This window comes from Azospira sp. APE16 (genome assembly GCF_047901315.1).
Classification (GTDB): Bacteria; Pseudomonadota; Gammaproteobacteria; order Burkholderiales; family Rhodocyclaceae; genus Azospira; species Azospira oryzae.
This window is the reverse complement of sequence record NZ_CP179682.1, coordinates 364,670-390,022: the sequence shown is the minus strand read 5'-3', so window position 1 is coordinate 390,022 and position 25,353 is coordinate 364,670. Positions and strand designations below refer to the sequence as shown.

Here is a 25,353-nt window from a genome sequence, read left to right as displayed (position 1 = left end):
TTCTCGGGGGAACAAAAGCAGACCGGGCCGATTATTCGTCCATCACGGCGGAGGTGTAAACCTCCTGCACGTCGTCCAGGGACTCCAGGGCGTCGATCAGCTTCTGCATGCGCTGGGCGTCTTCCCCGGTCAGTTCGGATTCGTTCAGGGCCTTCATGGTCACTTCCGCCATCTCGGGCTTGAAGCCGGCCTTTTCCAGGGCTTCCTGCACGTTCAGCAGATCGTTGGGCGGGGTCAGCACTTCGATGGAGCCGTCGTCGTTGGTGATGATGTCGTCGGCGCCGGCCTCGATGGCCGCATCCATGATGGCAGCCTCGTCGGCGCCCGGGGCGAACAGCATCTGGCCACAGTGCTTGAACTGGAAGGAAACGCAGCCTTCGGTGCCCATGTTGCCGCCGTACTTGTTGAAGGCGTGGCGCACATCGGCCACGGTGCGCACCCGGTTGTCGGTGAGGCAGTCCACCATCACTGCGGCGCCGCCGATGCCGTAGCCTTCGTAGCGGATTTCCTCATAGCTGACGCCTTCCAGCTGGCCGGTGCCGCGCTTGATGGCGTTGTCGATGTTGTCCTTGGGCATGGATTCGCCCTTGGCCTTTTCCATGGCCAGGCGCAGGCGCGGATTCATGGCCGGATCGCCCCCGCCCATCTTGGCGGCGACGGTGATTTCCTTGATCAGCTTGGTGAAGACCTTGCCCCGCTTGGCGTCCTGACGGCCCTTGCGGTGCTGGATATTGGCCCATTTGGAGTGTCCGGCCATGGCTAACCTCGTAGCGAAAAACTGTTGATAGAATCGGACAATTCTAGCATAGCCACCGGACCCCACTCATGGCCCAGCCCCTAGTCATCGCCCGCCACGCCGCCACCGACCTGGCTCTCCTGCCCGCCCTGGCCAACCGCCACGGTCTCATCACCGGCGCCACCGGCACCGGCAAGACCATCACCCTGCAGGTGCTGGCGGAGCGCTTCTCCAGCATCGGTGTGCCCGTCTTCCTGGCCGACGCCAAGGGCGACCTCTCGGGCCTGGCCGCCGCCGGCAAGACCTCGCCCAAGCTGGAGGAGCGGCTGCACCACCTGGGCGTCACCGACTGGACTCCGACATCCTTCCCCACCGTCTTCTGGGACGTCTTCGGCCAGCAGGGCCACCCGGTGCGGGCCACCATTTCCGACATGGGCCCCCTGCTGCTGGCCCGCCTGCTCAACCTCAACGACACCCAGAGCGGGGTGCTGCAGCTGGTGTTCAAGATCGCCGACGACCAGGGCCTGATGCTGCTGGACCTGAAGGACCTGCGGGCGATGGTGCAGCACGTGGGCGAGCACGCCAAGGAATTCACCAGCGAGTACGGCAACGTCTCCGCCGCCTCCATCGGCGCCATCCAGCGCGCCCTCCTGACCCTGGGCGAACAGGGCGGCGACAGCTTCTTCGGCGAGCCCATGCTGGACATCGCCGATCTCATGCAGACCGACAATGGCAAGGGCGTGGTGAACATCCTGGCGGCGGACAAGCTGATGGGCGCGCCCCGCCTCTACGCCACCTTCCTGCTGTGGCTGCTGGCCGAACTGTTCGAGCACCTGCCGGAAGTGGGGGACCTGGAAAAGCCCAAGCTGGTGTTCTTCTTCGACGAAGCCCACCTGCTCTTCAACGAAGCCCCGCCGGCCCTGCTGGAAAAGGTGGAACAGGTGGTGCGCCTGATCCGCTCCAAGGGCGTCGGCGTGTACTTCGTCACCCAGAACCCCCTGGACATTCCCGACACCGTCCTGGGCCAGCTCGGCAACCGGGTGCAGCACGCCCTGCGCGCCTTCACCCCGCGGGACCAGAAGGCCGTCAAATCCGCCGCCCAGACCCTGCGCGCCAACCCGGCCTTCGACGCCGAAGCGGCCATCACCGAACTGGGTGTCGGCGAAGCCCTGGTCTCCTGCCTGGACGAAAAAGGCCGGCCCAATGTGGTGGAACGGGCCTTCATCCTGCCCCCCGCCTCCCGCATCGGCCCCTTGAGCGCTGAGGAGCGCCAGCAGGCCGTCCGCGATTCCGTGCTGTACGGCCACTATGAACAGGCAGTGGATCGGGAATCGGCCTACGAAATCCTCAAGGGCCGCACCGCACCGCCCGCCCAGGCCCAGCCGGCGCCGGCCTCCCCTGCCCCGCAAGCCAATGGCGGCGGCCTTTTCGGCGGCGTGCTGAGGGATGTGCTGGGCAGCGGCCAAAGCCCCCGCGGCCGCCAGAGCGACTCCGTCCTCACCACCGTCGCCAAGAGCGCCGCCCGCGCCATCGGCTCCCAGATCGGCCGGGAGATCATCCGCGGGGTGCTGGGGTCGATTCTTGGCGGCAGCGGCAGCCGGCGGCGTTAACCCGGCAGGAAGCGTTCCAGCAGGGCGTTGAGGAAGCGCCGGCCCCGCTCGGTCGGGGCGATGCAGTCCGGCGCCAGGGTCAGCAGCCCTTCCCGGGCCGCTTTTTCCAGCTCGCCCCGCACCAGCAGCAGGGGCAGGCCGGTGCGCTGCTCGAAGAGGGCCGGATCGAAGCCCTGGTTGAGGCGCAGGGCGTTCATGAGGAATTCGAAGGGCAGCTCGTCCGCCCCCACGCCGTGCTGCTCCTGTACCGGCTGGCCAGCAGCCACCTGCTCCAGGTACTGCTTGGGCTGTTTCCAGCGCATCTGGCGTTGCACCGAGAAGCCGTTGTGGTCCGGCAGGGTCAGCTTGCCGTGGGCGCCGGCGCCGATGCCCAGGTAGTCGCCGAAGGTCCAGTAGTTGAGGTTGTGCCGGCACTGATAACCGGGCCGGGCGAAGGCCGAAGTTTCGTAATGCACGTAGCCGGCTGCGGCCAGGCGGGCCTCGATGGCGTCCTGCATGTCGGCGCAGGTATCGCCCTCGGGCAACTGGGGCGGCCGGGCGGCAAAGAGGGTGTTGGGCTCCAGGGTCAGCTGGTAGCAGGAAAGATGGGGCGGTGTGAAGGAGAGGGCCATATCCAGGTCTGCCATCGCTTCGGCCTGGGACTGCTGGGGCAGGCCGTACATCAGGTCCAGGTTGAAGCGCTCGAAGTGGGTCTTGGCCAGCTCGATGGCGGCCCTGGCCTCGGCGCTGTCGTGGATGCGCCCCAGGGCCTCAAGGTGCCGGTCGTTGAAGCTCTGGATGCCAAGGGACAGACGATTCACCCCGGCGGCCCGGAAGGCGGCGAACTTGCCCGCCTCGGCGGTGCCCGGGTTGGCCTCCAGGGTCACCTCCGCCTCGGGCAGCAGGGGCAGACGCATGCGCACCGCGTTCAGCAGTTCGTGCAGGGCCTCGCCGGAGAGCAGGCTGGGCGTGCCACCGCCGATGAAAATGGTGGATACCTTGCGTCCCCACACCGACGGCAGGGCGCTTTCCAGATCGGCAACGAGGGCTGCCACATAGGCGGCCTCGTCGTTCTCCGCCCGCGCCTCATGGGAATTGAAATCGCAATAGGGGCACTTCCTCACGCACCAGGGCACGTGGATATAGAGCGAGAGGGGCGGCGGACTGGTGAAGTGCAGGGGACTGCCGCCAGCGCGGGTGCTGCCGGCGACGGCGATGGGAATGATGCGGGAGGAAGGGTGGGAACGGGACGACACGAAAGAAAACCTTTCCGCCCGCAGGCGGCATGATGCGATGGCTGGACGAAGGCGCCTTGAATCAGGCCACCGCGGAGCGGCAAGACCGGAACACCCTGCCCTGGACCGCGGCCGCGCCGGAAGGTTTCCCGGCGCCGGCCGGGCTCACAGTTCCAGCTTGAGGCGTTCCAGCAGCCGGGCCATGGCCTGGCCACGATGGGAGAGACGGTTCTTCACCTCGGCGGAGAGTTCGGCCGCCGTCGCCTTCTCCTCCGGCACGTAGAACAGGGGGTCGTAGCCAAAGCCGCCCTCGCCCCGGTACTGGTCGATGATCTCGCCGTGCCACTCGCCCTCGGCCACCAGGGGCTGGGGGTCGTCGCCGTGGCGCACCAGCACCAGCAGGGAGACGAAGTGGGCGCGGCGGTCGGCCACGCCCGTGAGGGCCGCCAGCAGCTTCTCGTTGTTGCGGGCATCGGACTTGGGCTCGCCGGCGTAGCGGGCCGACTGCACTCCGGGAGCGCCGCCCAACGCCTTGACGCACAGGCCGGAGTCGTCGGCCAGGGCCGGCAGGCCGGTCAGCTGGGCCGCATGGCGGGCCTTGGCCAGGGCGTTTTCGAGGAAGGTGTGGTGGGGCTCCTCCGCCTCCGGCACCCCCAGCTCGCCCTGGGGAATGAGCTGGATGCCCAGGGGTGTCAGCAGGGCCGACAGTTCCTTGAGCTTCTTGGCATTGTTGGAGGCGAGGACGATCTTTTGCATGGGACTCAGTTGATCCGTTGGCAGGGAATGCGTTGCAGTTCCTTGGGCATGGTGTCGCTGCGGCCCAGCAGCACCAGGCCGATGCCGTCGAGCAGGGGCCGGGTGATGCTCCCGCCCGGCAGACGGTAGGCAGTAGGGCCGAAATTGCCGGCATTGCGGCAGCGGAAGGTCAGGGCATCGTTGGCGAAGTCCGCCTGTACCGCCAGATGCAGCGGAATGGCATCCGGCAGCACATAACGCACCCCGGGGCCGCCCTCCGGCAGCATCACCGGCTCTTCTCGCTGGATGCGCAGGTTCACCAGTTCCAGCTCCTTGCGCACGATGGCGGCCTGGTCCGCAGCGCAGACCGCGACCAGTGGCGCCGGCGCCCGGTAGCTCACCTGGAAGAGAATCTGCTCGTAGTAGCTGCGATCGAAGCGACTGGTGCTGCGGTAATCGACGAATCCGTCATGCCAGGCCAGCCCGTCGAAGCTGTTGCGCGCATCCAGCCGGTAGCTGCGGGGCAGCACCGGCTTCAGGGTGTTGGCGTGGCGGATGAGCTGGTTGAGGTAGTCGAAGACGGTCTTCAGGTCCTGGTGCAGGCGCTCGGTCAGTTCCAGCTGGCGACGCTGGGTCTCCGCATCATCCACGCTGCGGCAGGCCGCCGCCTGGGCCAGTTCGGCCAGCAGGTCCACCGCCGGCGCTTCGGACACAGCGGTTGCGTCGGCATTGCCGGCAACGGCAACAGGAGCGGCAGGAGACAGTTGACGCCTGGCCTCGGGTTCGATGTCGGGATAGCGCTGCCCGGAAGAACGCAGACCGGTCACGGCAGGAGACTCCTCGACGCCACCCAGGCGCTGATCGAAATCGGCGATGGACTGTTCCAGATCGTCGAGCAGGGCCTTGATCGGGTCGCGGGAGGTTTCCTGGGCCATGACGGGCTCCGAATCAATCCGCCAGGGCGGTTTCCTGGGCGTGGATGAGCTGGCGGATGCCGGCTTCGGCCAGGTCCAGCAGCACATTCATCTGCTGCCGGGAGAAGGGCTCGCCTTCGGCCGTGCCCTGGACTTCCACCAGGCCGCCGCTGCCGGTCATGATCACGTTCATGTCGGTGTCGCAGTCGGAATCTTCCGGGTAGTCCAGATCCAGCACCGGGGTGCCCTTGTAGATGCCGACGGAGATGGCGGCCACGTGTTCCTTGAGGGGGTTCTCGCTCAACTTGCCGGCGGCCACCAGGGACTGACAGGCATCCCACAGGGCCACCCAGGCACCGGTGATGGAGGCGCAGCGGGTGCCGCCGTCGGCCTGCAGCACGTCGCAGTCTAGGGTGATCTGGCGCTCGCCCAGGGCCTTGAGATCGGTGACGGCGCGCAGGGAACGGCCGATGAGGCGCTGGATTTCCTGGGTGCGGCCGGTCTGCTTGCCCTTGGCCGCTTCCCGGGAACTGCGGGTGTGGGTGGAGCGGGGCAGCATGCCGTATTCGGCGGTGACCCAGCCCTGCCCTTTGCCGCGCAGGAAGGGCGGCAGGTTTTCCTCGATGCTGGCGGTGCACAGCACCTTGGTGTCGCCCATTTCCACCAGCACCGAACCTTCGGCATGGCGGGTGAAACGGCGGGTGATGCGGACTTGGCGCAGCTGGTCGGCGGCACGTTGGCTGGGACGCATGGAACTTCCTTATTTGGAGAATTTCTGGATGGCGGCGCGGATTTCGTCGATGGCCTTTTCGATCTCGTCGTCGGAAAGATCGGTCTTGTAGGCCGGGTCCCGACCGAATTCGCCGAGCTTGGTGGTCACCGCGTCCAGGGGCATGGTCTGGGTCATCACCGTGCTGGAGGCTTCCTCGCTGTAGCTCTGCTCCCAGCGCACCGCCACCACGGAAAGATTGTCGCCGTAGGGGCCGGAGCGGATTTCCGCCTGGTTGAGCAGCATGGGCACGGCCTGCATCAGGTTGGCCCCCTTCAGGGAGGCGGCCATGACATCGGCCGGCAGCGGCCCCCACAGGCCGTCGGTGCACAGCACCAGGACATCCCCCACTTCCAGGGGTGTCTTGCGGGAGAACTCGATTTCCGGCGGGTTTTCGCCCCCCAGGCAGCTGTACACCTTGTTGCGGTCCGGGTGGGTGGCGGCCTGGGCCTCGCTGATGAGGCCCTCGTCCATCAGCAGGCGCACCCGGGAATGGTCCCGGGTCACCGCCAGCACCTTGCCGTCGCGCATGTGGTAGAGGCGGGAATCGCCGACGTGGGCCCAGTAGGCGATGTTGTCCTGGATCAGGCAGGCGACGCAGGTGGTGCGCGGCGAATCCTTCAGCCGGTGCTCCTGGGAATAGTCCAGGATGGCGTGGTGGGCATTGGTCATGCCCTTCTGCAGGAAGAGGAAGGGATCGGCGATCTCCGGCTGGGCATCCCGCTGGAAGGCCGAGGTCAGGGTCTGCACCGCGATCTGGGAGGCCACCTCGCCGTGGTAGTGCCCGCCCATGCCGTCGGCCACCACCATCAGCACCGCCTCCCGCGAGTAGCAGTAGGCGATCCGGTCCTCGTTGTTCTGCCGCTTGCCGATGCGGCTTTCCTGGTAGATGGTGAATTTCATTTAGCAGTCATTCCCTTGATCTTGCCCACCAGATGGCCCAGCCATCCTTCCTTTTCCGCCGTCTTGCCGGCCCCCTGGGCCGGCATGTCCACCGCCTCGGTAAGGGCCTTCTGCAGGGCGAAGACGCTCTGGGGACGGTACAGGTGGTTGAGGCACAGGCACCAGTCGATGGTCTCCAGCAGCTGGTCCGAATACTGCCCCTCCCAGCGCACCGAGGCGGGCTGCAGCTGATCCTTCTCCATGCGCGCATCGGCCGCCTGGGGCGCCGCCCCGGCCAGACAGGAGTACATGGAGGCGCCCACCGAATAGATGTCGCTCCAGGGGCCCAGCTCGTCCCGCTTGAAGTAGTGCTCGGGGGAGGCGAAACCCGGGGTGTACATGGGCTTCAGCATGGGGGTGTCGGAATGCAAGGTCTGGCGGGCGGCGCCGAAGTCGATCAGCACCGGCGTGTTGTCGGCCCGCAGGTAGATGTTGGACGGTTTCAGGTCCAGATGCAGCAGCTTGTGGGTGTGCACTTCGCGCAGGCCGTTGAGCATGCGGGTGAACACGCCGCGGATGAACTTCTCGTGGATGTGGCCGTGGTGCTTCTGGATGAATTCCTGCAGGGTGCGCCCCCGCTCGTATTCCATGACCATATAAACCGTGTCGTTGGCGCGGAAAAAATTCAGCACCTGGATCACGTTGGGATGGTTCAGCTTGGCCAGGGCCCGGCCTTCCTCGAAAAAGCATTTCATGCCGTAGCGGAAGGCAGAAAGATGCTCCTGGGAAATGACCGGCTTGGTCTGTCCATCGGAGCGCAGGGCCAGGCTGGCCGGCAGGTATTCCTTGATGGCCACCGCCTTGCCGCTGGCATCGTGGGCCAGGTAAACAATGGAAAAACCGCCGACCGAAATCTGCTTTTCGATGCGGTAGTCTTCCAGTTGGAATCCGGCAGGGAGGGGGTGATTGGCTTGTGACGCCATGAAGTCCGAAGCTAAGATAGCGCCTCAGGCGCACTGCGCGCATTGTCAGGCTTTGCCAACGGACTGTAAAGAAGCCTCAAGAAGCCCCTCCCAGGCCCGCCGTCCGGGCCGGCACACCCCACACAGCAAGGAATTCCATGATCTACAGTATGACCGGCTATGCCGCCAAAACCCGGGAAGTGGCAGGCGGCTCCCTGCACCTGGAACTGCGCAGCGTCAATTCCCGCTTCCTCGACATCCATTTCCGCATCGTAGACGACCTGCGGGTGCTGGAGCCGGCCCTGCGCGAAGCCATCACCGCCAAGCTGGCCCGGGGCAAGGTGGAACTGCGCCTCAACCTGGTCGCCAGCCAGAGCCAGAACCGCCAACTGGCCATCAACGCCGACCTGCTGACCCAGTTGCAGGCCCTGGAAGGCCAAGTCCGCCAGACCCTGCCCAACGCCGCCGCCCTGTCGGTGGCCGAAGTGCTGCGCTGGCCCGGCATGCTGGGCGAACCGGAGGTGGATACGGCCGCCCTGCACGCCGCCGTCCAGGCCACCCTGAAGGAGGCCCTGGAGGACTTCACCGCCAGCCGGGCCCGGGAAGGCGCCAAGCTGGCCGCCATGATCCAGGAGCGGGTGGACAAGATCCGCGCCACCGTGGCCGCCGTTGCCCCCCTCATTCCCCAGGCCCAGGCTACCTACCAGGACAAGCTCAAGCAGCGTCTGGTGGAGGCCCTGGGCAGCGCCGACGACGAACGGGTACGCCAGGAAGTGGTGCTGTACGCCACCCGTATCGACGTGGACGAGGAACTGTCCCGCCTGCAGGCCCATCTCACCGAGGTGGAGCGCATCCTCAAGGCCGGCGGCAACGCCGGCAAGCGCCTCGACTTCCTCATGCAGGAACTGAACCGGGAGGCCAACACCCTGGGCTCCAAGTCGGTCCTCAGCGAAGTCTCCAAGGCCTCCATGGACCTGAAGCTGCTCATCGAGCAGATGCGCGAACAGATCCAGAACATCGAATAAGGAAAGGGACGCCAGCATGAGCGGCCACCTCTACATCGTCACCGCCCCCTCCGGCGCCGGCAAGACCACCCTGGTCCGCCTGCTGCTGCAGAACGACCCGGCCATCGGCCTCTCCGTCTCCCACACCACCCGGGCGCCCCGCACCGGGGAGGAGAACGGCCAGGCCTACCACTTCACCGACGTGGCCGATTTCCTGGCCCGGGTGGACCGGGGCGAGTTCCTCGAATGGGCCGAGGTGCACGGCAACTACTACGGCACCTCCCGCACCTGGATCGAACAGCAGCTGGCCGCCGGCCGCGACGTGCTGCTGGAGATCGACTGGCAGGGCGCCCAGCAGGTGCGCAAGGTGTTCGGCGACGCCATCGGCGTCTTCATCCTGCCGCCCTCCATGGAAGAACTGGCCCGCCGCCTGGCCGGCCGCGGCACCGACAGCGAGGACGTCATCGCCCGCCGCCTGGCCGCCGCCCGCGACGAGATGCGGCATGTGGGGGAATTCGACTATGTTATTATTAACAACGACCTGCAGACGGCCCTCAGCGACCTGCTGGCCGTGGTGCGCGCAACGCGCTTGAAGCTTCCCGTGCAGCAGGAACGCCACGCTTCGCTGTTCGCCTCGCTGCTCTAAATTTTCCGCTTTTTGATTGGATGGACCATGGCCCGCATTACCGTTGAAGACTGCCTGAAACAAATCCCCAACCGCTTCCAGATGACCCTGGCCGCCACCTACCGGGCCCGCCAGATCGCCAATGGTTCCACCCCCATGCAGGAGCCGAGCAAGGACAAGCCCACCGTCATCGCCCTGCGCGAACTGGCTGCCGGCCAGATCGGCCTGGAAATCCTCAACCGCGGTCAGGCCTGACCCCGGGCCCGGGCGGGTAAGGTGAACCGGTATGGATACTGCAACCGACCCCGCCCCGGCCAAACCGTCTGCATCTTCCGCCGCGCCCTTCGCGCCGGCACCTGACCCGGCGGCGCCGCCGACCCCCTACCCGTTCAACGACGACCCGGCCTACCGGGTCTTCCTGGACAGCCTCGACTACCTGAAACCGGAAGAGATCGCCAAGATCAAGGAGGCCTTTGCCTTCGGCGAAGCCGCTCACCGGGGCCAGAAGCGCCTTTCCGGCGAACCCTACATCACCCACCCCCTGGCCGTGGCCGGGGCCATTGCCGAATGGCGGCTGGATTCCACCGCCATCATCGCCGCCCTCCTGCACGACACCATGGAGGACACGGGCATCTCCAAGGAGGAGCTGACCGAACGCTTCGGCAAGGGCGTGGCCGACCTGGTGGACGGCCTCTCCAAGCTCGACAAGATCGAGTTCTCCTCCTACCAGGAAGCCCAGGCGGAAAACTTCCGCAAGATGCTCCTGGCCATGGCCAAGGACCTGCGGGTCATCCTCATCAAGCTCACCGACCGTCTGCACAACATGCAGACCCTGGGCTGCATGCGTCCGGACAAGCGCCGCCGCATCGCCCTGGAGACCCTGGAGATCTACGCCCCCATCGCCAACCGGCTGGGGCTGAACACGGTCTACCGGGAGCTGCAGGACCTCTCCTTCAAGCACACCCACCCGATGCGCTACCAGGTGCTGCTGAAGGCCGTCATGGCGGCCCGGGGCAACCGGCGCGAGGTGCTGTCGAAGATTCTCGACGGGGTCCAGAGCAAGATGCGGGACTCGGGCATCGAGGCCCAGGTCTTCGGCCGGGAGAAGAGCCTCTATTCCATCTACCGCAAGATGGTGGAAAAGCGCCTCTCCTTCTCCCAGGTGCTGGATATCTACGGCTTCCGCGTGGTGGTCAAGGACGTGCCCAGCTGCTACCTGGGCCTGGGCGCCCTGCACGCCCTGTACAAGCCCCTGCCGGGCAAGTTCAAGGACTACATCGCCATCCCCAAGGCCAACGGCTACCAGTCCCTGCACACCACCCTGATCGGCCCCTACGGCATGCCGGTGGAAGTGCAGCTGCGCACCGAGGAAATGCACCACATGGCCCAGGAGGGCGTGGCCTCCCACTGGCTGTACAAGGACACGGAGAAGAGCGCCGCCGAACTGCAGTACCAGACCCACCGCTGGCTGCAGTCCCTGCTGGAGCTGCAGAGCACCGCCGGCGATTCGGCCGAGTTCTTCGAGCACGTCAAGATCGACCTCTTCCCGGACGAGGTCTATGTCTTCTCCCCCAAGGGCAAGATTTTCTCCCTGCCCAAAGGTGCCACCCCGGTGGACTTCGCCTACGCGGTGCACACGGACGTGGGCAACCGCTGCGTCGCCGCCAAGATCAACTACGAGCTGATGCCCCTGCGCAGCGAGCTCAACAGCGGCGACCAGGTGGAAATCGTCACCGCCGCCCATGCCAATCCCAATCCGGCCTGGCTCTCGTATGTGAAGACCGGCCGCGCCCGCAGCAAGATCCGCCACTTCCTGAAGACCCGCCAGCACGAGGAATCCGCCGCCCTGGGCGAGCGCCTGCTCAACCAGGAACTGTTCGGCCTCGGCATCACCCCCTCGGAACTGCCGGACGCCAGCTGGGAAGCGGTGCTCAAGGAAGGGGGCAGCAAGTCCGTCAAGGAGGTGTACACCGATATCGGCCTGGGCAAGCGCCTGGCCGCCGTGGTGGCGCGCCGCCTGCTGGCCCACGAGGCGGCCCTGCCCAACGCGGAACCGGCACCCCACACCTCGGTGGTGATCCGCGGCACCGAGGGCATGGCCATCCAGCTGGCCCATTGCTGCCGCCCGATCCCGGGCGACCCCATCATCGGCTCCATCAAGAAGGGCCAGGGCCTGGTGGTGCACACCCATGACTGCGCCGTCATCCGCAAGTCCCGCAGTGCCGAACCCCAGCGCTGGATCGACGTGGAGTGGGAACCGGAACCGGGCAAGCTGTTCGACGTGGACATCCACGTCGCCGCCCGCAACGCCCGCGGCGTGCTGGCCAAGGTGGCCACCGAGATCGCCGAGTCCGACTCCAACATCGAGAAGGTCTCCATGGCCCCCGATCCGGGCTTCTACACCACCCTCAACTTCACCGTGCAGGTGGCCAACCGGGCCCACCTGGCCCGGGTCCTGCGGGCCGTGCGCCTGATTCCCGAAGTGGTGCGCATCACCCGGGAACGCCAGGAGGAATAGGCCGGGTGCGTGTTCTCGTCCTCGGCGCCGGCGTCGTCGGCGTCACCAGTGCCTGGTTCCTGGCCGAGGCCGGCCACGAAGTCACGGTGGTGGACCGCCAGCCCGGCGCCGCCCTGGAAACCAGCTTCGCCAACGGCGGCCAGATTTCCGTCTGCCACGCCGAGCCCTGGGCCAATCCCCGGGCCCCCTTCAAGGCCCTGGAATGGCTGGGCAAGGAAGACGCCCCCCTGCTCTTCCGCCTGCGCTACGACCCGGCCCTCTTCGCCTGGAGCCTGCGCTTCCTCGCCAACTGCCCGCCCGGGGCCACCCGCCGCAACATCCGCGACATCATCGCCCTCGCCCTCTACAGCCGGCAGCGGCTGCAGGCCCTGCGCCAGACCCTGCCCCTGGACTACGACCAGCGCTGCCAGGGCATCCTGCACATCTTCACCCAGGCCGCCGAGTTCGAGGCCGCCTGCCACGCCGCCGCCCTGATGCGGGAATTCGGGGTGGACCGGGAGCCGGTGGACGCCGCCCGCTGCGTCGCCATCGAGCCGGCCCTGGCCGCGGTGCAAGGGCGCCTGGCCGGCGGCGACTACACCCCCAGCGACGAATCCGGCGACGCCCACCGCTTCACCCAGCGCCTGGCCGAGGCCGCCGCCGCCCGGGGCGTGCAGTTCCGCTACAACTGCCCGGTGGAGAAGATTGCCAGCGCCGGCGGCCGGGTGGCCGGCGTCGTCGCCGGCGGCGACCTGCTCCTGGCCGACGCCTACGTGGTGGCCCTGGGCAGCTATTCCCCGGCCCTGCTCAAGCCCGCCGGGGTCAAGGCCTGCGTCTATCCGGGCAAGGGTTATTCCGCCACCATCGCCCTCTCCCCGGACAGCGTCGCCCCCAGCGTCAGCATCACCGACGACGAGCGCAAGATCGTCATGTCCCGCCTCGGCAACCGCCTGCGGGTGGCCGGCACGGCGGAATTCAACGGCCACAACCTGGACCTCACCCCGGTGCGCTGCGAGGCCCTGCTGCGGCGCGCCCTGGAACTGTTCCCCCAGCTGCGCCCCGACGGCGATCCGCTCTACTGGTGCGGCCTGCGCCCGGTGACGCCCTCCAACGTGCCCCTCATCGGCCGCACGCGGCTGCCCAACCTGTGGCTCAACACCGGCCACGGCACCCTGGGCTGGACCCTGTCCTGCGGCTCCGCCGCGGCCCTGGCGGACCTCATTTCCGGCCGCCGGCCGGAACCGGATTTCCCGTTCCTCGGAACGACAAAACAATAAAGCCATAAAAACCACCACCCAAAGGAGACAACCCATGAGCACCGTGCTTTCCCACCTGGAGGACGGGGTCCTGACCCTGACCCTGAACCGCCCCGAGGCCCTCAACGCCCTCAACCTGGCCATGATCGAGGACCTGCGCGCCGCCACCGCCCGGGCCGAGCACGACGAAGCCGTCGGCGCCGTGGTCCTGCGCGGCGGCGAGCACTTCATGGCCGGCGGCGACCTCAAGTGGTTCCACAGCCAGCTGGCCCTGCCGCCGGCGGAACGCCAAGCCCTTTTCGAACAGACCATCGCCGCCGTGCACGCCACCACCCTGCAGGTGCGCCGCATGGGCAAGCCGGTGCTGGCCTCGGTCAGCGGTGCCGCCGCCGGCTTCGGCCTGTCCCTGATGCTGGCCTGCGACCTGGCGGTGGCCGCCAACAACGCCTATTTCACCCTGGCCTACTGCCACATCGGCCTTTCCCCCGACGGCGGCGCCACCTGGTTCCTGCCCCGGGCCGTGGGGGCCAAGCGGGCCGCCGAGATCGCCCTGCTGGGGGACCGTTTCGATGCCGCCCAGGCCAGGGAGTGGGGCCTCATCAACCGGGTGGTGCCCGCCGCCGAGCTGGAGGCCGAGAGCGCCAAGCTGGCCCGCCGCCTGGCGGCCGGCCCGCGCCAGGCCCTGGCCCGCACCAAGGCCCTGCTGCAGGCTTCCAGCGGCAATTCCCTGCCGGAGCAACTGTTCGCCGAACAGGGCAACTTCGCCGCCTGCTCCGTCCATCCCGACTTCGCCGAGGGCTTGGGCGCCTTCCTGGAAAAGCGCAAACCGGCCTTCGGCCAGAAGTGAGGAGGGGCGGGCTTCTCCGCCCGGCCTGCCAGGACAGCCAGATTCCATGCTGATCGACACCCACTGCCACCTGGACGCGGCGGAATTCGCCCCTGACCGGGATGCCATCTTCAAGGATGGCGTCGCGGTTGGCGTCCAGGCCATGGTGGTGCCGGCCGTGGCCGCCGCCACCTTCGCCGCGGTGCGCGCCTGCTGCCTCGCCTACCCGGGCTGCGCGCCGGCCTACGGCATCCATCCCCTGTACACGCCGGCGGCCCGGGAGGAAGACCTCTCCACCCTGCGCCGCTGGCTGGCCGAGGAGCGGGACGGCCCCCTGCCGCCGCTGGCGGTGGGCGAGATCGGCCTCGACCTGTACGTGCCCGAACTGCAACAGGGCACGGCCCTGGCGCGGCAGCAGCACTTCTTCGCCGAACAGCTGAAGCTTGCCGTGGAGTTCGACCTGCCGGTGATTCTCCACGTGCGCCGGGCCCTGGACCCCATTCTCAAGCAGTTGCGCCGCTACCGGCCCCGGGGCGGCATCGCCCATGCCTTCAACGGCAGCCGGCAGCAGGCCGACGAATTCATCACGCTCGGCTTCAAGCTGGGCTTCGGCGGCGCCATGACCTTCAGCGGCTCCACCCGCATCCGGGAACTGGCCGCCACCCTGCCCCTGGAAGCCCTGGTCCTGGAAACGGATGCCCCCGACATTCCCCCGGCCTTTCTCACCGCGGAGAGCCCGGACCGGCGCAACAAGCCCGCCTACCTGCCCCGCTTCGCCGCCCTCCTGGCCGAGCTGCGGGGCATGCCCACAGCCGAGCTGATCGCCGCCACCGGCGCCAACGCCCGCGCCGCCCTGCCCGGTTTGGCCGCACTGGCGACCGCCGGCAGCGCCACCCCGACCACCACTCCACCGACTGCCTCGACATGATCGTCCGCGAACGCCCCAGCCTGCTCCGTCTCTTTTTCATCTGGCGCGGCTCGGTGGTGCCCCACGTGCTGCCCCAGATCGTCTTCACCACCAGCTTCGCCGTGCTCATCACCTGGGGCGCCCAGCATTTCGGCCACCTCTTCCCCGACTATTCCGCCGCCCCCTTCGCCCTGCTCGGCCTGGCCTTTTCCATCTTCCTCGGCTTTCGCAACAGCGCCTGCTACGACCGCTGGTGGGAAGCACGCAAGCAGTGGGGCGGCCTCATCGTCGAACTGCGCTCCCTGGCCCGGGAAAGCCTGGTGCTGGAGGCGGAACCCCGGCGCCTCCTGGTGCGCCGCAGCCTGGCCTTCGCCCACGCCCTGGCCGCCCGCCTGCGGGGCCGGGACGCAGCCCTGGAAGCCGCACCCTTCCTGCCTCCCGGCGAGGCCGAGCGCCTTGCCCAGAGCCGCAATCCGGCCGATGCTCTGCTGCGCCAGTGCGGCCACGACCTGGTCCAGGCCCGGCAACGGGACGGCCTCGGCGACATCGTCTACCAGGGCCTGACCCAGCGCCTGCACGCCCTCTCCGGCATCCAGGCCGCCTGCGAGCGCATCCGCTTCACTCCCCTGCCCTTCGCCTACACCCTGCTGCTGCACCGCACCGCCCACCTCTTCTGCCTGCTGCTGCCCTTCGGCCTGGCCCGCTCCGTCGGCTGGGCCACGCCCCTGCTGACGGCGGTGCTGGCCTACACCTTCTTCGGCCTGGACGCGCTGGGGGACGAACTGGAAGAGCCCTTCGGCACCCTGGAAAACGACCTGCCCCTGGACGCCATGGTGCGCATGCTGGAAGGGGACCTGGGCGAAGCCCTGGGCGAGACCGACCTGCCGCCCCTGCTACAGCCCCAGGGCTACGTGCTGCTCTAGGCGACGCTCACGGCCGATGCTGGGCCCGCCTCCGCCAGGGGGTAAAATCCGGCCCATGACCATCGATCCCAGCGCCCTCTCCCCTCTCGGCAAGGCCAGCGAGTACCGCTGCCATTACGCCCCGGAACTGCTCTTTCCCATTCCCCGCCAGCTGAAGCGGGACGAGATCGGCATCGACCCGGCCCGCCTGCCCTTCGTCGGCGAGGACCTGTGGAACGCCTACGAGATTTCCTGGCTCAATCCCCGGGGCAAGCCGGTGGTGGCCCTGGGCACCTTCCGCATCCCGGCGCAGACGCCGCACCTGATCGAATCCAAGTCCTTCAAGCTGTACCTGAATTCCTTCAACCAGAGCCCCTTCGCCGACGCGGAAACGGTGGCCGCCACCCTGGCCCGGGATCTTTCCGCCGCCGCCGGCGGCCAGGTGACGGTGCAGCTGGAGCCTCTGGCAGGGCAGCCGCGGCCCCGGGTGGATTACCCCTCGGGCATCCTGCTGGACGAGCTGGACATCGAGTGCGACCGCTACCAACCGGCGCCGGAACTGCTGCAGGCCGAAGCCGGCCGCTGGGTCGAGGAAACCCTCTATTCCCACCTGCTCAAGTCCAACTGCCTGGTCACCGGCCAGCCCGACTGGGGCATGGTGGTGGTGCGCTACCGGGGCCCGGCCATCGACCGCGCCGCCCTGCTGCGCTACATCGTGTCCTTCCGCGGCCACAACGAGTTCCATGAGCAGTGCGTGGAGCGCATCTTCTGCGACATCAGCGCCCGCTGCACGCCCCAGTCCCTGGCCGTGTATGCCCGCTACACCCGGCGCGGCGGCCTGGACATCAATCCCTTCCGCAGCAGCGGCGAGTTCCTGCCGCCCGACAACATCCGGGAAGTGCGGCAGTAGTTTTCTGTTGGGGGAATTGGGGGCGGCCGGCGCTGCAGCAGCGCCGGGCCGTCAGGACAGGCGCTGGCTGAGGAAGGCGCTGAAGTTGTCCGCCGGCAGGGGCTTGGCGAAGTAGTAGCCCTGGGCTTCGTCGCAGCCCAGCTCCTGCAGCAGGGCGAGGATTTCCGCCGTTTCCACCCCTTCGGCGATGGTCTTCAGGCCCAAGCTGCGGGCCAGCTGGATGATGGCCCGCACGATGGCGGCGTCGTCCGGATCGCTGCAGAGGTCGCGCACGAAGGACTGGTCCACCTTCAGCTTGTCCACGGCGAAGCGCTTCAGGTAGGAAAGGCTGGAATAGCCGGTGCCGAAGTCGTCGATGGACATCTGCACGCCGATGGCGTTGAGGCGCTGCACCGTGCCCAGGATGTTCTCCGCATCCTGGATCAGGATCGATTCGGTCAGTTCCAGTTCCAGACAGCGGGAAGGCAGGGCGGAGGTGGCCAGGGCGCTGGCCACCGTGCCCACCAGATCGCCGCACATGAATTGCACGGCGGAAAGATTGACCGCCACCACCAGGGGCGGCAGGCCGGCCCGCTGCCAGGCGGCGGCCTGATGGCAGGCCATGCGGATCACCCATTCGCCGATGGGCACGATCAGGCCCGTATCTTCGGCGATGCCGATAAAGCGGCCCGGGGCCAGCAGGCCCAGTTCCGGATGCTGCCAGCGGATCAGGGCCTCGGCACCAATCACTTCCTGGGTGCGCAAGTCGATCTGGGGCTGGTAGTGCAGCACGAACTCGTTGCGCGCCAGGGCCAGGCGCAGGTCGTTGCTCAGGCGCAGGCGCTCGCCCACGTCCTTGTCCATTTCCCGGTCGAAAAAGCGGTAGCCGTTGCGGCCGGCGCCCTTGGCCCGGTACATGGCCGTATCCGCCTTTTTCAGCAGGGTGTCGAAATCGCCGCCGTCGTCGGGGAAAAGGGAAACGCCGATGGAAACGGAGGTGGACAGGTCGTGGTCCTGGATCGCGAAGGGCTGCTGCATCTGCTCGACGATGCGGTTCACCAGGCTCTCCACTTCCCGGGGCCGCTCCACGTCTTCCAGCAGGATGAGGAATTCGTCGCCGCCCTGGCGGCTGACCGTGCTGCCGGCCGGCACCAGGGACTGCAGGCGCTGGCCGATGCCCTGCAGCAGCAGGTCGCCCAGGGTATGGCCGAGGGAATCGTTCACCGTCTTGAAATTGTCCAGGTCGATATAGACCAGCCCCACCCGGGAGGACTGGACCCGGGCCCGCTCCGCCGCCCGCTCGAAGCGTTCCCGCACCAGGATGCGGTTGGGCAGCTCGGTCAGGGGATCGTGGTAGGCGAGGAACTGGATGCGCGCCTCCGCCGCCTGGCGCTCCGCCATCTCCAGGCTCAGGCGCAGGTAGGGGTCGCGCACGCTGGAGACGAACACCGCCTTGTAGATCCAGAAATAGGCGATGACCTTGTAGGTATGGCCGAGCAGCTGGAACACGTCATTGACGTTGGAGTACAGGGTGAAGCACAGCTCCGAGAGGATGGTGATGAGCACCGCGGTGAACAGGTTGGCGGCGTCGAAGGCGGGCTTGCCCTGGGTCTTCGGATAGAGGATCACCGCGGTGGCGCCGAGGATGGCGATGAGGCCGTATTCGGCGGCGATCTTGAGACCGGTGAGGCCTACCCCGGGCACGAACATGGTGGGCCAGAAATCCGGCAGGTAAAGCTCCGAGACGAACACCACGGCGGTCACCAGCAGGGCCCACAGCATCAGCCGGTAGCGGTCCCGGGGGCGGGCCAGGGGCTGCCAGGGGCGCAGGGCGATGGTGAGCAGGGTCAGGGCCGCCACGTAGCGGGCCGCCAGCCAGAAGATGATGGCCTTCTGGGGCGAGGAGGGCGTGACGAAGTCGGGCATGCCCCGGTAGGAGAGGGTATGGCCGAAATCCAGCAGGGCCACGGCGAGGAAGCCGCAGGCCAGGATCATCAGGTTGCCCGCCCGCTCCCGGCTGTAGGCATGCCAGGAGACGGCGAAGACCAGCACGGAGACGACGAAGGAGAAGCTCTCCATCACCGTGTGCAGGGTCAGGGGGAAGATGGTGTCGCTCTGCTTGAGTCCGCCCAGGGGCGGCAGCAGCCAGACCACGACGAAAAGCAGGGAAAGGACGATCACCAGGCCCCAGGGAATGGGGCTGTAGCGGGTCAGGGGAGCAGCCTCCGGGGGGGCGGCTGCGGGCGTCGAGAGAATGGGCAGGGGCCGGGACATGGGTGGGTGGGAAAACAAGCCTTCTGGGGAATCGGGGCTGTTACTCGAACCGCCGGCCTGCCGACATGGGGCGGGCCTTGTTGTGGGTCATTCTCATTAACCCCGATGCGGCGGAAAACCGCACCAGGCAAAGCCCGATCAGGCTAACCGAAGCCCGGTGACTTTTCAAATCACCTACATCCTGCGGGGGCTTTTTTTCGCTTTTGATTCACATCATAAACCTGGGTTTCCGTAGGGGCATAGAGTGGTCGAACCTTGAGCCGGCCCTTCGAGCCGTGCCTGCCGATTGGGGGAATCATCCGTGAATATTTCCAGCATTCTGGTCAACGCCGGGCCGCAGCAGATCGCGGCCGTCGAGGCGGGTCTGGCGACCTTGGCGGGCGTGGAGGTCCACGCCGTCTCCGAAGAGGGCCGCATGATCGTCACCATCGAGAGCGACGGCGACCGGGAAACCACCCAAACCTACGAGGCGATACAGCAGCTGCCGGGCGTCATGTCCCTGGCCATGGTGTATCACCACTTCGAACCTGATCCCGAGAAGGAGTCCTGAGATGAACCTGACCCGTCGCGACTTTATCAAGAGCAGCGCCGTCGCCGCCGCCGCCAACGCCGCCGGCATGGCGGTGCCCGGCGTATCCGAAGCCCTGGCGCAGCAGCCGAAGAATGACGGCATCCGCTGGGACAAGGGCGTCTGCCGCTTCTGCGGCACCGGCTGCGGTGTCCTGGTGGGCACCAAGGACGGCCGTGTGGTGGCTACCCAGGGCGATCCGGAAGCGCCGGTGAACCGGGGCCTCAACTGCATCAAGGGTTACTTCCTCTCCAAGATCATGTACGGCAAGGACCGCCTGACCCAGCCCCTGCTGCGCATGAAGAACGGCCAGTACGACAAGAACGGCGACTTCACCCCCATTTCCTGGGACCAGGCCTACGACATCATGGCCGAGAAGTGCAAGGCCGCCCTCAAGGCCGGCGGCCCGCGCAACATCGCCATGTTCGGCTCCGGCCAGTGGACCATCTGGGAAGGCTATGCCGCCGCCAAGCTGTGGAAGGCCGGTTTCCGCTCCAACAACCTGGACCCCAATGCCCGCCACTGCATGGCTTCCGCCGTGGCCGGCTTCATGCGCACCTTCGGCATCGACGAGCCCATGGGCTGCTATGACGATGCGGAGCACGCCGACGTGTTCGCCCTGTGGGGCTCCAACATGGCGGAGATGCACCCCATCCTGTGGTCCCGCATCACCGACCGCCGCCTCAACGCCAAGCACGTCAAGATCCACGTGCTGTCCACCTTCACCCACCGCTCCTGCGAGCTGGCCGACAACGAGCTGATCTTCAAGCCCCAGTCCGACCTGGCCATCCTCAACTACATCGCCAACTACATCATCCAGAACGGCGCGGTGAACCAGGAGTTCGTCAAGAACCACGTCAAGTTCAAGAAGGGCGTCACCGACATCGGCTACGGCCTGCGTCCCAACCACCCCCTGGAACAGGCCGCCGGCAACAACGGCTACCCGGGCCCGGACGGCAAGCCCAAGGGCGACCCCAACAAGGCCACCGACATCTCCTTCGACGAGTTCAAGGCCTTCGTCGCCGAGTACACCCTGGACAAGACCCACGAGATTTCCGGCGTGCCGAAGGAAAACCTGGAAGCCCTGGCCAAGGCCTATGCCGATCCCAAGGTGAAGGTCGTCTCCTACTGGACCATGGGCTTCAACCAGCACACCCGGGGCACCTGGGTGAACAACATGATCTACAACGTGCACCTGCTGGTGGGCAAGATCTCCGAACCGGGCAACGGCCCCTTCTCCCTCACCGGCCAGCCTTCAGCCTGCGGCACGGCCCGGGAGGTGGGCACCTTCGCCCATCGCCTGCCCGCCGACATGGTGGTGGTCAATCCCAAGCACCGGGAAATCACCGAGAAGCTGTGGAAGCTGCCCGCCGGCACCATCCCCGACTGGGTGGGTCTGCACGCCGTGGCCCAGAGCCGCGCCCTGAAGGACGGCAAGGTGGCCTTCTTCTGGTCCACCACCACCAACAACATGCAGGCCGGCCCCAACATCAACGGCGAGGTCTACCCGGGCTGGCGCAATCCGGCCGCCTTCGTGGTGCACTCCGACGTCTATCCCACCGTCTCCGCCCTGGCCGCCGACCTGATCCTGCCCTCCGCCATGTGGATGGAGAAGGAAGGCGCCTACGGCAACGCCGAGCGCCGCACCCAGTTCTGGCGCCAGCAGGTCAAGCCCCAGGGCCAGGCCCGCTCCGACGTGCTGCAGTACGTGGAATTCTCCAAGCGCTTCAAGATGGAGGAAGTATGGCCCGCCGAACTGCTGGACAAGGCCCCCGAGTACAAGGGCAAGACCCTCTACGACGTGCTCTACGCCAACGGCGAAGTGAACAAGTTCCCGGTCTCCGACCAGCTGAAGGGTTTCGAGAATGAGGAAGGCAAGGTTCTCGGCTTCTACCTGCAGAAGGGCCTGTTCGAGGAATACGCCGCCTTCGGCCGCGGCCACGGCCACGACCTGGCTGCCTTCGACACCTATCACAAGGCCCGCGGCCTGCGCTGGCCGGTGGTGGACAACAAGGAAACCCTGTGGCGCTTCCGCGAAGGCTACGACCCCTACGTCAAGGCCGGCGAGAAGGTGCGCTTCTACGGCTTCCCCGACGGCAAGGCGGTGGTCTTCGCCCTGCCCTACCAGCCTGCCGCCGAGCAGCCGGACAGCGAGTACGACCTGTGGCTCTGTACCGGCCGTGTGCTGGAGCACTGGCACACCGGCTCCATGACCCGGCGCGTGCCCGAGCTGTACAAGGCCATGCCCGACGCCTGGATCTACATGCATCCGGAAGACGCCAAGAAGCGCGGCCTGCAGCGCGGCGACACGGTCAAGGTGCAGTCCCGCCGCGGCGAGATTTCCACCCGGGTGGAAACCCGGGGCCGCAACAAGCCGCCCCTGGGTCTGGTCTTCGTGCCCTTCTTCGACGAGCACCGGCTGGTGAACAAGCTGACCCTGGACGCCACCTGCCCCATCTCGAAAGAGACGGACTTCAAGAAGTGCGCCTGCAAGGTGGTCAAGGCCTGAGCCCCCACACAACCGGATAAGGCATCAGGGAGGCCGGCGGGGCGGACGGTTAAGTCCGCCCCCAGTCGGTTCCCGCCGCCGGTCACGCCATGAGCGATCTTTCCAACTCCCCCCCTGCCAAGTCCGACAAGGCTGCGGCGGCCCGGCGCCAGTTCTTCGCCGACGCCGGCCGCATGGCCTGCGGCGTCGGCCTGCTGGGCCTCGGCCTGGGCTTCCATGCCAAGCAGGCCCGGGCCCTGCCGCCGGCGGCCCTGCGCCCGCCCGGCGCCGGCGCGGAGGAGGACTTTCTCGGTGCCTGCATCCGTTGCGGCCTGTGCGTGCGCGACTGTCCCTATGGCACCCTGTCCCTGGCCCGGCCGGAGCAGCCAGTCGCCACCGGCACGCCCTATTTCGTTGCCCGCCAGGTGCCCTGCGAAATGTGCGAGGACATCCCCTGCGTCAAGGCCTGCCCCACCGGCGCCCTGGACCACGGCCTCACCGACATCAACCAGGCCCGCATGGGCCTGGCGGTCCTGCTCGACCAGGAGACCTGCCTCAATTTCCTCGGCCTGCGCTGCGACGTCTGCTACCGGGTGTGCCCGGTGATCGACAAGGCCATCACCCTGGAGCTGCGCCCCAACACCCGCACCGGGCGCCACAGCATGTTCATTCCCACGGTGCATTCCGAGCACTGTACGGGCTGCGGCAAATGCGAGCGCTCCTGCGTCCTCGAAACCGCCGCCATCAAGGTCCTGCCCGTGCCCCTGGCCAAGGGCGAGCTGGGCCAGCACTACCGGGTCGGCTGGGAGGAAGAGAAGAAGGCCGGCCATTCCCTGGTGGACGACAAGGGCCTGGGCGACCTGCCGGACCGCATGCCTGAAGGCGCCCGTCTGGAGGGCCACTTCGACCCTGCCAGCCAGGGAGGTCCGTCCCTCGCCCCCGGCAAGCCGGCCACCCCGGGCAGCGGCGTCGATAGCCTGGCGCCGAGCATCCCCGGTGCCGACGCCCATGGACCGGGCGTTCCGGCCATACCCCAGAACATCCCCGGTGGCGGCCTGCCCAACCGGCTTTCCGACGAGGCGGCGCGATGAGCTTCCTCTCTCCCCGTTTTCCCGCCGCCCTGGCCGCCAAGGGCCGGCTCGGCGCCAACCGCTGGCTGCTGCTGCGGCGCCTGTCCCAGTTCGGCATCCTGGGCCTGTTCCTGCTCGGCCCCCTGGCCGGCCTGTGGCTGGTCAAGGGCAACCTCAGCTATAGCCTGACCCTGGACACCCTGCCCCTGGCCGATCCCCTGCTGGTGCTGCAGGTGCTGTTCTCCGGCCACCGCCCCGAGGGCCTGGCCCTGCTCGGCGCCGCCATCGTGCTCGCCTTCTACCTGCTGGTGGGCGGCCGGGTGTATTGCTCCTGGGTCTGCCCCATGAACCTGGTCACCGACCTGGCCGGCTGGCTGCGGGAGCGCCTCGGCCTCAAGGGCAGCGCCCACATCAGCCGCCGCAGCCGCTACTGGATCCTGGGGCTGACCCTGCTGCTGCCCCTGGCCGGCGCCGGCCTGGCCTGGGAGCTGATCAATCCGGTATCCATGCTGCACCGGGGCCTCATCTTCGGCCTGGGCGCCGCCTGGACCGTGGTCCTCGCCATTTTCCTGCTGGACCTGCTGATCATGAGCCGGGGCTGGTGCGGCCACCTGTGTCCGGTGGGCGCCTTCTACGGCCTGCTCGGCCGCACCAGCCTGCTGCGGGTCAGCGCCCGCCGGCGCCAGGAGTGCGACGACTGCATGGACTGCTTCGCCGCCTGCCCCGAACCCCAGGTCATCCGCCCCGCCCTCAAGGGCGAGGCCAACGGCACCGGCCCGGTCATTCTGGCCTCTGCCTGCACCAACTGCGGCCGCTGCATCGACGTTTGCGCCAAGGACGTCTTCGTCTTCGGCAGCCGCTTCAACCAGCACACCCAGCGCTGCGCCCCGGCCGGGGAGGCCGAAGGCCAGACAGACCATCGCAAGACCATCCATTGAGGAGCCGACCATGAACCGACTGCACAAACTGACCCTGGCCATCCTGGCCGCCTCCTTCGCCTGCCTGGCCCAGGCCGCCGATGCGCCCAAGACCATGCGCGGCGCCGACATTCCCGCCGGCGACCCGGCCCCCGAGGTGAAGGCCTACGCCGGCAAGAAGCCGGGCCTGCAACAGCCCATCGCCCGTACCTACAAGGAGCAGCCGCCGGTGATCCCCCATGCGGTGGACAACTTCGACGAGATCACCCTGGAAGAGAACCAGTGCCTGACCTGCCACGGTCCGGAGAAGTACAAGGAGAAGAAGGCCCCGAAGATCGGCGAGAGCCACTTCATCGACCGGGAAGGCAAGCAGCACGCCGAAGTCACCCACCTGCGCCACAACTGCGTGCAGTGCCACGTGCCCCAGGTGGATGCCCCGCCCCTGGTGGAAAACACCTTCGTCGGCAACATCGCCGCCAGCAAGGACGCCAAGGCCAAGAAGAAATAAGCAGACCGTTGCGCCTGCCGGCAGCAACGGCGATTGCCATCACTTCCGGGTCCGCCCGGTTACAGAGGGAAGCGGAGCACCTGCGGCGGCGGGGCTCCGCTTTTTTTTCGCGCCCCATCGTGCCGGACAGCTGGCGTGAGGCGGCCTCCTCCTCCGTTCGCCCGGGGCCGGTGTCCGCCCTGGAACATGGTCCCGGGAGCCCGCCCGGGCTCCATCCCGGATTCCGGCCCCGGGTACCGCTCGCCCCTCTCCCTTGGCAGCGGTCCGCTCTGTATAATTATGTATTTTTAATTCCACCGATTTCAGGAGCCTCTCCATGTCCCAGCGTCCCTTCAAAGTTCTCGGCATCCAGCAGATCGCCATCGGCGGCCCTTCCAAGGACAAGCTGAAGACCCTGTGGGTCGACATGCTGGGCCTGGAAGTCACCGGCAATTTCGTCTCCGAGCGGGAAAACGTGGACGAGGACATCTGCGCCATGGGCAAGGGCCCCTTCAAGGTCGAAGTGGACCTGATGCAGCCCCTGGACCCGGAAAAGAAGCCGGCGGTGCACACCACTCCCCTCAACCACGTGGGCCTGTGGATCGACGACCTGCCCAAGGCCGTGGAATGGCTGACGGCCAACGGCGTGCGCTTCGCCCCCGGCGGCATCCGCAAGGGCGCGGCCGGTTTCGACATCTGCTTCCTGCACCCCAAGGGCAACGAGGAATCCCCCATCGGCGGCGAAGGCGTGCTGATCGAACTGGTGCAGGCTCCCGCCGAAGTGGTGGACGCCTTCGCCAAGCTGGCCGGCTGAGCAGCGC

23 protein-coding genes and 1 pseudogene are annotated in these 25,353 nt (G+C 67.4%); 16 read left to right on the top strand and 8 right to left on the bottom strand.

Annotated features, from left to right (window positions below; translation table 11 throughout):
• Positions 1 to 31: 31 nt before the first annotated feature.
• Complete coding sequence (locus ACLSSQ_RS01990; protein WP_014235604.1) at positions 32 to 757, bottom strand: YebC/PmpR family DNA-binding transcriptional regulator; 726 nt, start codon at positions 755 to 757, stop codon at positions 32 to 34.
• A gap of 68 nt (positions 758 to 825) precedes the next feature.
• On the opposite strand from ACLSSQ_RS01990, the gene ACLSSQ_RS01985 reads away from it, so the two are divergent.
• Entirely contained in the window at positions 826 to 2,346 is a 1,521-nt protein-coding gene (locus ACLSSQ_RS01985) for a helicase HerA-like C-terminal domain-containing protein (protein WP_416243649.1), read from the top strand.
• On the opposite strand, the gene hemW is transcribed toward ACLSSQ_RS01985, so the two are convergent.
• The 6 genes from hemW to ACLSSQ_RS01955 form a co-directional block, all read right to left on the bottom strand.
• Positions 2,343 to 3,581 (bottom strand): radical SAM family heme chaperone HemW, encoded by a 1,239-nt coding sequence (hemW, locus tag ACLSSQ_RS01980; RefSeq protein WP_416243648.1) that lies wholly within the window; start codon positions 3,579 to 3,581, stop codon positions 2,343 to 2,345. The genes ACLSSQ_RS01985 and hemW overlap by 4 nt on opposite strands.
• 144 nt (positions 3,582 to 3,725) lie before the next feature.
• Positions 3,726 to 4,316: an RdgB/HAM1 family non-canonical purine NTP pyrophosphatase gene (rdgB, locus tag ACLSSQ_RS01975; RefSeq protein ID WP_416243647.1), complete on the bottom strand. Its 591-nt coding sequence runs from the start codon at positions 4,314 to 4,316 to the stop codon at positions 3,726 to 3,728.
• A gap of 5 nt (positions 4,317 to 4,321) precedes the next feature.
• The gene (locus tag ACLSSQ_RS01970; protein ID WP_416243646.1) at positions 4,322 to 5,230 is read right to left on the bottom strand and encodes a hypothetical protein; all 909 of its coding nucleotides are present in this window, start codon (positions 5,228 to 5,230) and stop codon (positions 4,322 to 4,324) included.
• 13 nt (positions 5,231 to 5,243) lie between these two features.
• On the bottom strand, positions 5,244 to 5,960 hold the full coding sequence (rph, locus tag ACLSSQ_RS01965) for a ribonuclease PH (protein WP_130459832.1): 717 nt from the start codon (positions 5,958 to 5,960) through the stop codon (positions 5,244 to 5,246).
• 9 nt (positions 5,961 to 5,969) lie between these two features.
• A complete protein-coding gene (locus ACLSSQ_RS01960; RefSeq protein ID WP_014235610.1) occupies positions 5,970 to 6,881 on the bottom strand; it encodes a PP2C family protein-serine/threonine phosphatase in 912 nt (303 codons plus the stop codon).
• Positions 6,878 to 7,843 (bottom strand): serine/threonine protein kinase, encoded by a 966-nt coding sequence (locus ACLSSQ_RS01955; protein WP_416243645.1) that lies wholly within the window; start codon positions 7,841 to 7,843, stop codon positions 6,878 to 6,880. The genes ACLSSQ_RS01960 and ACLSSQ_RS01955 overlap by 4 nt, the downstream gene beginning before the upstream one ends.
• 137 nt (positions 7,844 to 7,980) lie before the next feature.
• Between ACLSSQ_RS01955 and ACLSSQ_RS01950 the strand changes: the two genes are divergently transcribed.
• The 9 genes and pseudogenes from ACLSSQ_RS01950 to queF all read left to right on the top strand — a co-directional run bounded on the left by ACLSSQ_RS01950 (position 7,981) and on the right by queF (position 16,749).
• Positions 7,981 to 8,847 carry a YicC/YloC family endoribonuclease gene (locus tag ACLSSQ_RS01950; RefSeq protein ID WP_416243644.1) on the top strand — a complete coding sequence of 289 codons (867 nt, stop codon included), beginning with the start codon at positions 7,981 to 7,983 and terminating at the stop codon, positions 8,845 to 8,847.
• Between the two features lie 16 nt (positions 8,848 to 8,863).
• Positions 8,864 to 9,472, top strand: a complete 609-nt coding sequence (gmk, locus tag ACLSSQ_RS01945; RefSeq protein WP_130459829.1) for a guanylate kinase — start codon at positions 8,864 to 8,866, stop codon at positions 9,470 to 9,472.
• A gap of 27 nt (positions 9,473 to 9,499) precedes the next feature.
• Positions 9,500 to 9,673: pseudogene (gene rpoZ, locus ACLSSQ_RS01940) on the top strand (DNA-directed RNA polymerase subunit omega); the annotation flags it as partial.
• 64 nt (positions 9,674 to 9,737) lie between these two features.
• Complete coding sequence (locus ACLSSQ_RS01935) at positions 9,738 to 11,969, top strand: RelA/SpoT family protein (protein WP_416243643.1); 2,232 nt, start codon at positions 9,738 to 9,740, stop codon at positions 11,967 to 11,969.
• A gap of 5 nt (positions 11,970 to 11,974) precedes the next feature.
• A complete protein-coding gene (locus tag ACLSSQ_RS01930; protein WP_235832463.1) occupies positions 11,975 to 13,225 on the top strand; it encodes a D-amino acid dehydrogenase in 1,251 nt (416 codons plus the stop codon).
• 34 nt (positions 13,226 to 13,259) lie between these two features.
• Complete coding sequence (locus tag ACLSSQ_RS01925) at positions 13,260 to 14,051, top strand: enoyl-CoA hydratase (protein ID WP_416243642.1); 792 nt, start codon at positions 13,260 to 13,262, stop codon at positions 14,049 to 14,051.
• Between the two features lie 46 nt (positions 14,052 to 14,097).
• The gene (locus tag ACLSSQ_RS01920; protein WP_416243641.1) at positions 14,098 to 14,958 is read left to right on the top strand and encodes a TatD family hydrolase; all 861 of its coding nucleotides are present in this window, start codon (positions 14,098 to 14,100) and stop codon (positions 14,956 to 14,958) included.
• A complete protein-coding gene (locus tag ACLSSQ_RS01915) occupies positions 14,955 to 15,860 on the top strand; it encodes a bestrophin family protein (RefSeq protein WP_416243640.1) in 906 nt (301 codons plus the stop codon). The genes ACLSSQ_RS01920 and ACLSSQ_RS01915 overlap by 4 nt, the downstream gene beginning before the upstream one ends.
• Before the next feature lie 55 nt (positions 15,861 to 15,915).
• Positions 15,916 to 16,749: an NADPH-dependent 7-cyano-7-deazaguanine reductase QueF gene (gene queF / locus ACLSSQ_RS01910; RefSeq protein ID WP_416243639.1), complete on the top strand. Its 834-nt coding sequence runs from the start codon at positions 15,916 to 15,918 to the stop codon at positions 16,747 to 16,749.
• Between the two features lie 51 nt (positions 16,750 to 16,800).
• On the opposite strand, the gene ACLSSQ_RS01905 is transcribed toward queF, so the two are convergent.
• On the bottom strand, positions 16,801 to 19,002 hold the full coding sequence (locus tag ACLSSQ_RS01905; protein WP_416243638.1) for a putative bifunctional diguanylate cyclase/phosphodiesterase: 2,202 nt from the start codon (positions 19,000 to 19,002) through the stop codon (positions 16,801 to 16,803).
• A 301-nt stretch (positions 19,003 to 19,303) separates the two neighbouring features.
• Here ACLSSQ_RS01905 and ACLSSQ_RS01900 point away from each other — a divergent pair, with 301 nt between their 5' ends.
• The 6 genes from ACLSSQ_RS01900 (at position 19,304) to ACLSSQ_RS01875 (ending at position 25,346) form a co-directional block, all read left to right on the top strand.
• The gene (locus ACLSSQ_RS01900; protein WP_014235622.1) at positions 19,304 to 19,552 is read left to right on the top strand and encodes a chaperone NapD; all 249 of its coding nucleotides are present in this window, start codon (positions 19,304 to 19,306) and stop codon (positions 19,550 to 19,552) included.
• A 1-nt stretch (position 19,553) separates the two neighbouring features.
• On the top strand, positions 19,554 to 22,079 hold the full coding sequence (gene napA, locus ACLSSQ_RS01895; RefSeq protein WP_416243637.1) for a nitrate reductase catalytic subunit NapA: 2,526 nt from the start codon (positions 19,554 to 19,556) through the stop codon (positions 22,077 to 22,079).
• An 89-nt stretch (positions 22,080 to 22,168) separates the two neighbouring features.
• Positions 22,169 to 23,149: a ferredoxin-type protein NapG gene (napG, locus tag ACLSSQ_RS01890; RefSeq protein WP_416243636.1), complete on the top strand. Its 981-nt coding sequence runs from the start codon at positions 22,169 to 22,171 to the stop codon at positions 23,147 to 23,149.
• Complete coding sequence (gene napH, locus ACLSSQ_RS01885) at positions 23,146 to 24,066, top strand: quinol dehydrogenase ferredoxin subunit NapH (RefSeq protein ID WP_014235625.1); 921 nt, start codon at positions 23,146 to 23,148, stop codon at positions 24,064 to 24,066. The genes napG and napH overlap by 4 nt, the downstream gene beginning before the upstream one ends.
• A 10-nt stretch (positions 24,067 to 24,076) precedes the next feature.
• Positions 24,077 to 24,553: a nitrate reductase cytochrome c-type subunit gene (locus tag ACLSSQ_RS01880; protein ID WP_130459820.1), complete on the top strand. Its 477-nt coding sequence runs from the start codon at positions 24,077 to 24,079 to the stop codon at positions 24,551 to 24,553.
• Between the two features lie 316 nt (positions 24,554 to 24,869).
• Positions 24,870 to 25,346 (top strand): VOC family protein, encoded by a 477-nt coding sequence (locus ACLSSQ_RS01875; protein ID WP_014235627.1) that lies wholly within the window; start codon positions 24,870 to 24,872, stop codon positions 25,344 to 25,346.
• The last annotated feature ends 7 nt before the right edge of the window (positions 25,347 to 25,353 follow it).

Coding starts and splice junctions, on each gene's coding strand:
- ACLSSQ_RS01990 (WP_014235604.1), bottom strand. CDS start 757: ATGGCCGGACACTCCAAATGGGCCAATATCCAGCACCGCAAGGGCCGT.
- ACLSSQ_RS01985 (WP_416243649.1), top strand. CDS start 826: ATGGCCCAGCCCCTAGTCATCGCCCGCCACGCCGCCACCGACCTGGCT.
- rdgB (WP_416243647.1), bottom strand. CDS start 4,316: ATGCAAAAGATCGTCCTCGCCTCCAACAATGCCAAGAAGCTCAAGGAA.
- ACLSSQ_RS01970 (WP_416243646.1), bottom strand. CDS start 5,230: ATGGCCCAGGAAACCTCCCGCGACCCGATCAAGGCCCTGCTCGACGAT.
- rph (WP_130459832.1), bottom strand. CDS start 5,960: ATGCGTCCCAGCCAACGTGCCGCCGACCAGCTGCGCCAAGTCCGCATC.
- ACLSSQ_RS01960 (WP_014235610.1), bottom strand. CDS start 6,881: ATGAAATTCACCATCTACCAGGAAAGCCGCATCGGCAAGCGGCAGAAC.
- ACLSSQ_RS01955 (WP_416243645.1), bottom strand. CDS start 7,843: ATGGCGTCACAAGCCAATCACCCCCTCCCTGCCGGATTCCAACTGGAA.
- ACLSSQ_RS01950 (WP_416243644.1), top strand. CDS start 7,981: ATGATCTACAGTATGACCGGCTATGCCGCCAAAACCCGGGAAGTGGCA.
- gmk (WP_130459829.1), top strand. CDS start 8,864: ATGAGCGGCCACCTCTACATCGTCACCGCCCCCTCCGGCGCCGGCAAG.
- ACLSSQ_RS01935 (WP_416243643.1), top strand. CDS start 9,738: ATGGATACTGCAACCGACCCCGCCCCGGCCAAACCGTCTGCATCTTCC.
- ACLSSQ_RS01925 (WP_416243642.1), top strand. CDS start 13,260: ATGAGCACCGTGCTTTCCCACCTGGAGGACGGGGTCCTGACCCTGACC.
- ACLSSQ_RS01920 (WP_416243641.1), top strand. CDS start 14,098: ATGCTGATCGACACCCACTGCCACCTGGACGCGGCGGAATTCGCCCCT.
- ACLSSQ_RS01915 (WP_416243640.1), top strand. CDS start 14,955: ATGATCGTCCGCGAACGCCCCAGCCTGCTCCGTCTCTTTTTCATCTGG.
- queF (WP_416243639.1), top strand. CDS start 15,916: ATGACCATCGATCCCAGCGCCCTCTCCCCTCTCGGCAAGGCCAGCGAG.
- ACLSSQ_RS01905 (WP_416243638.1), bottom strand. CDS start 19,002: ATGTCCCGGCCCCTGCCCATTCTCTCGACGCCCGCAGCCGCCCCCCCG.
- napA (WP_416243637.1), top strand. CDS start 19,554: ATGAACCTGACCCGTCGCGACTTTATCAAGAGCAGCGCCGTCGCCGCC.
- napG (WP_416243636.1), top strand. CDS start 22,169: ATGAGCGATCTTTCCAACTCCCCCCCTGCCAAGTCCGACAAGGCTGCG.
- napH (WP_014235625.1), top strand. CDS start 23,146: ATGAGCTTCCTCTCTCCCCGTTTTCCCGCCGCCCTGGCCGCCAAGGGC.
- ACLSSQ_RS01880 (WP_130459820.1), top strand. CDS start 24,077: ATGAACCGACTGCACAAACTGACCCTGGCCATCCTGGCCGCCTCCTTC.
- ACLSSQ_RS01875 (WP_014235627.1), top strand. CDS start 24,870: ATGTCCCAGCGTCCCTTCAAAGTTCTCGGCATCCAGCAGATCGCCATC.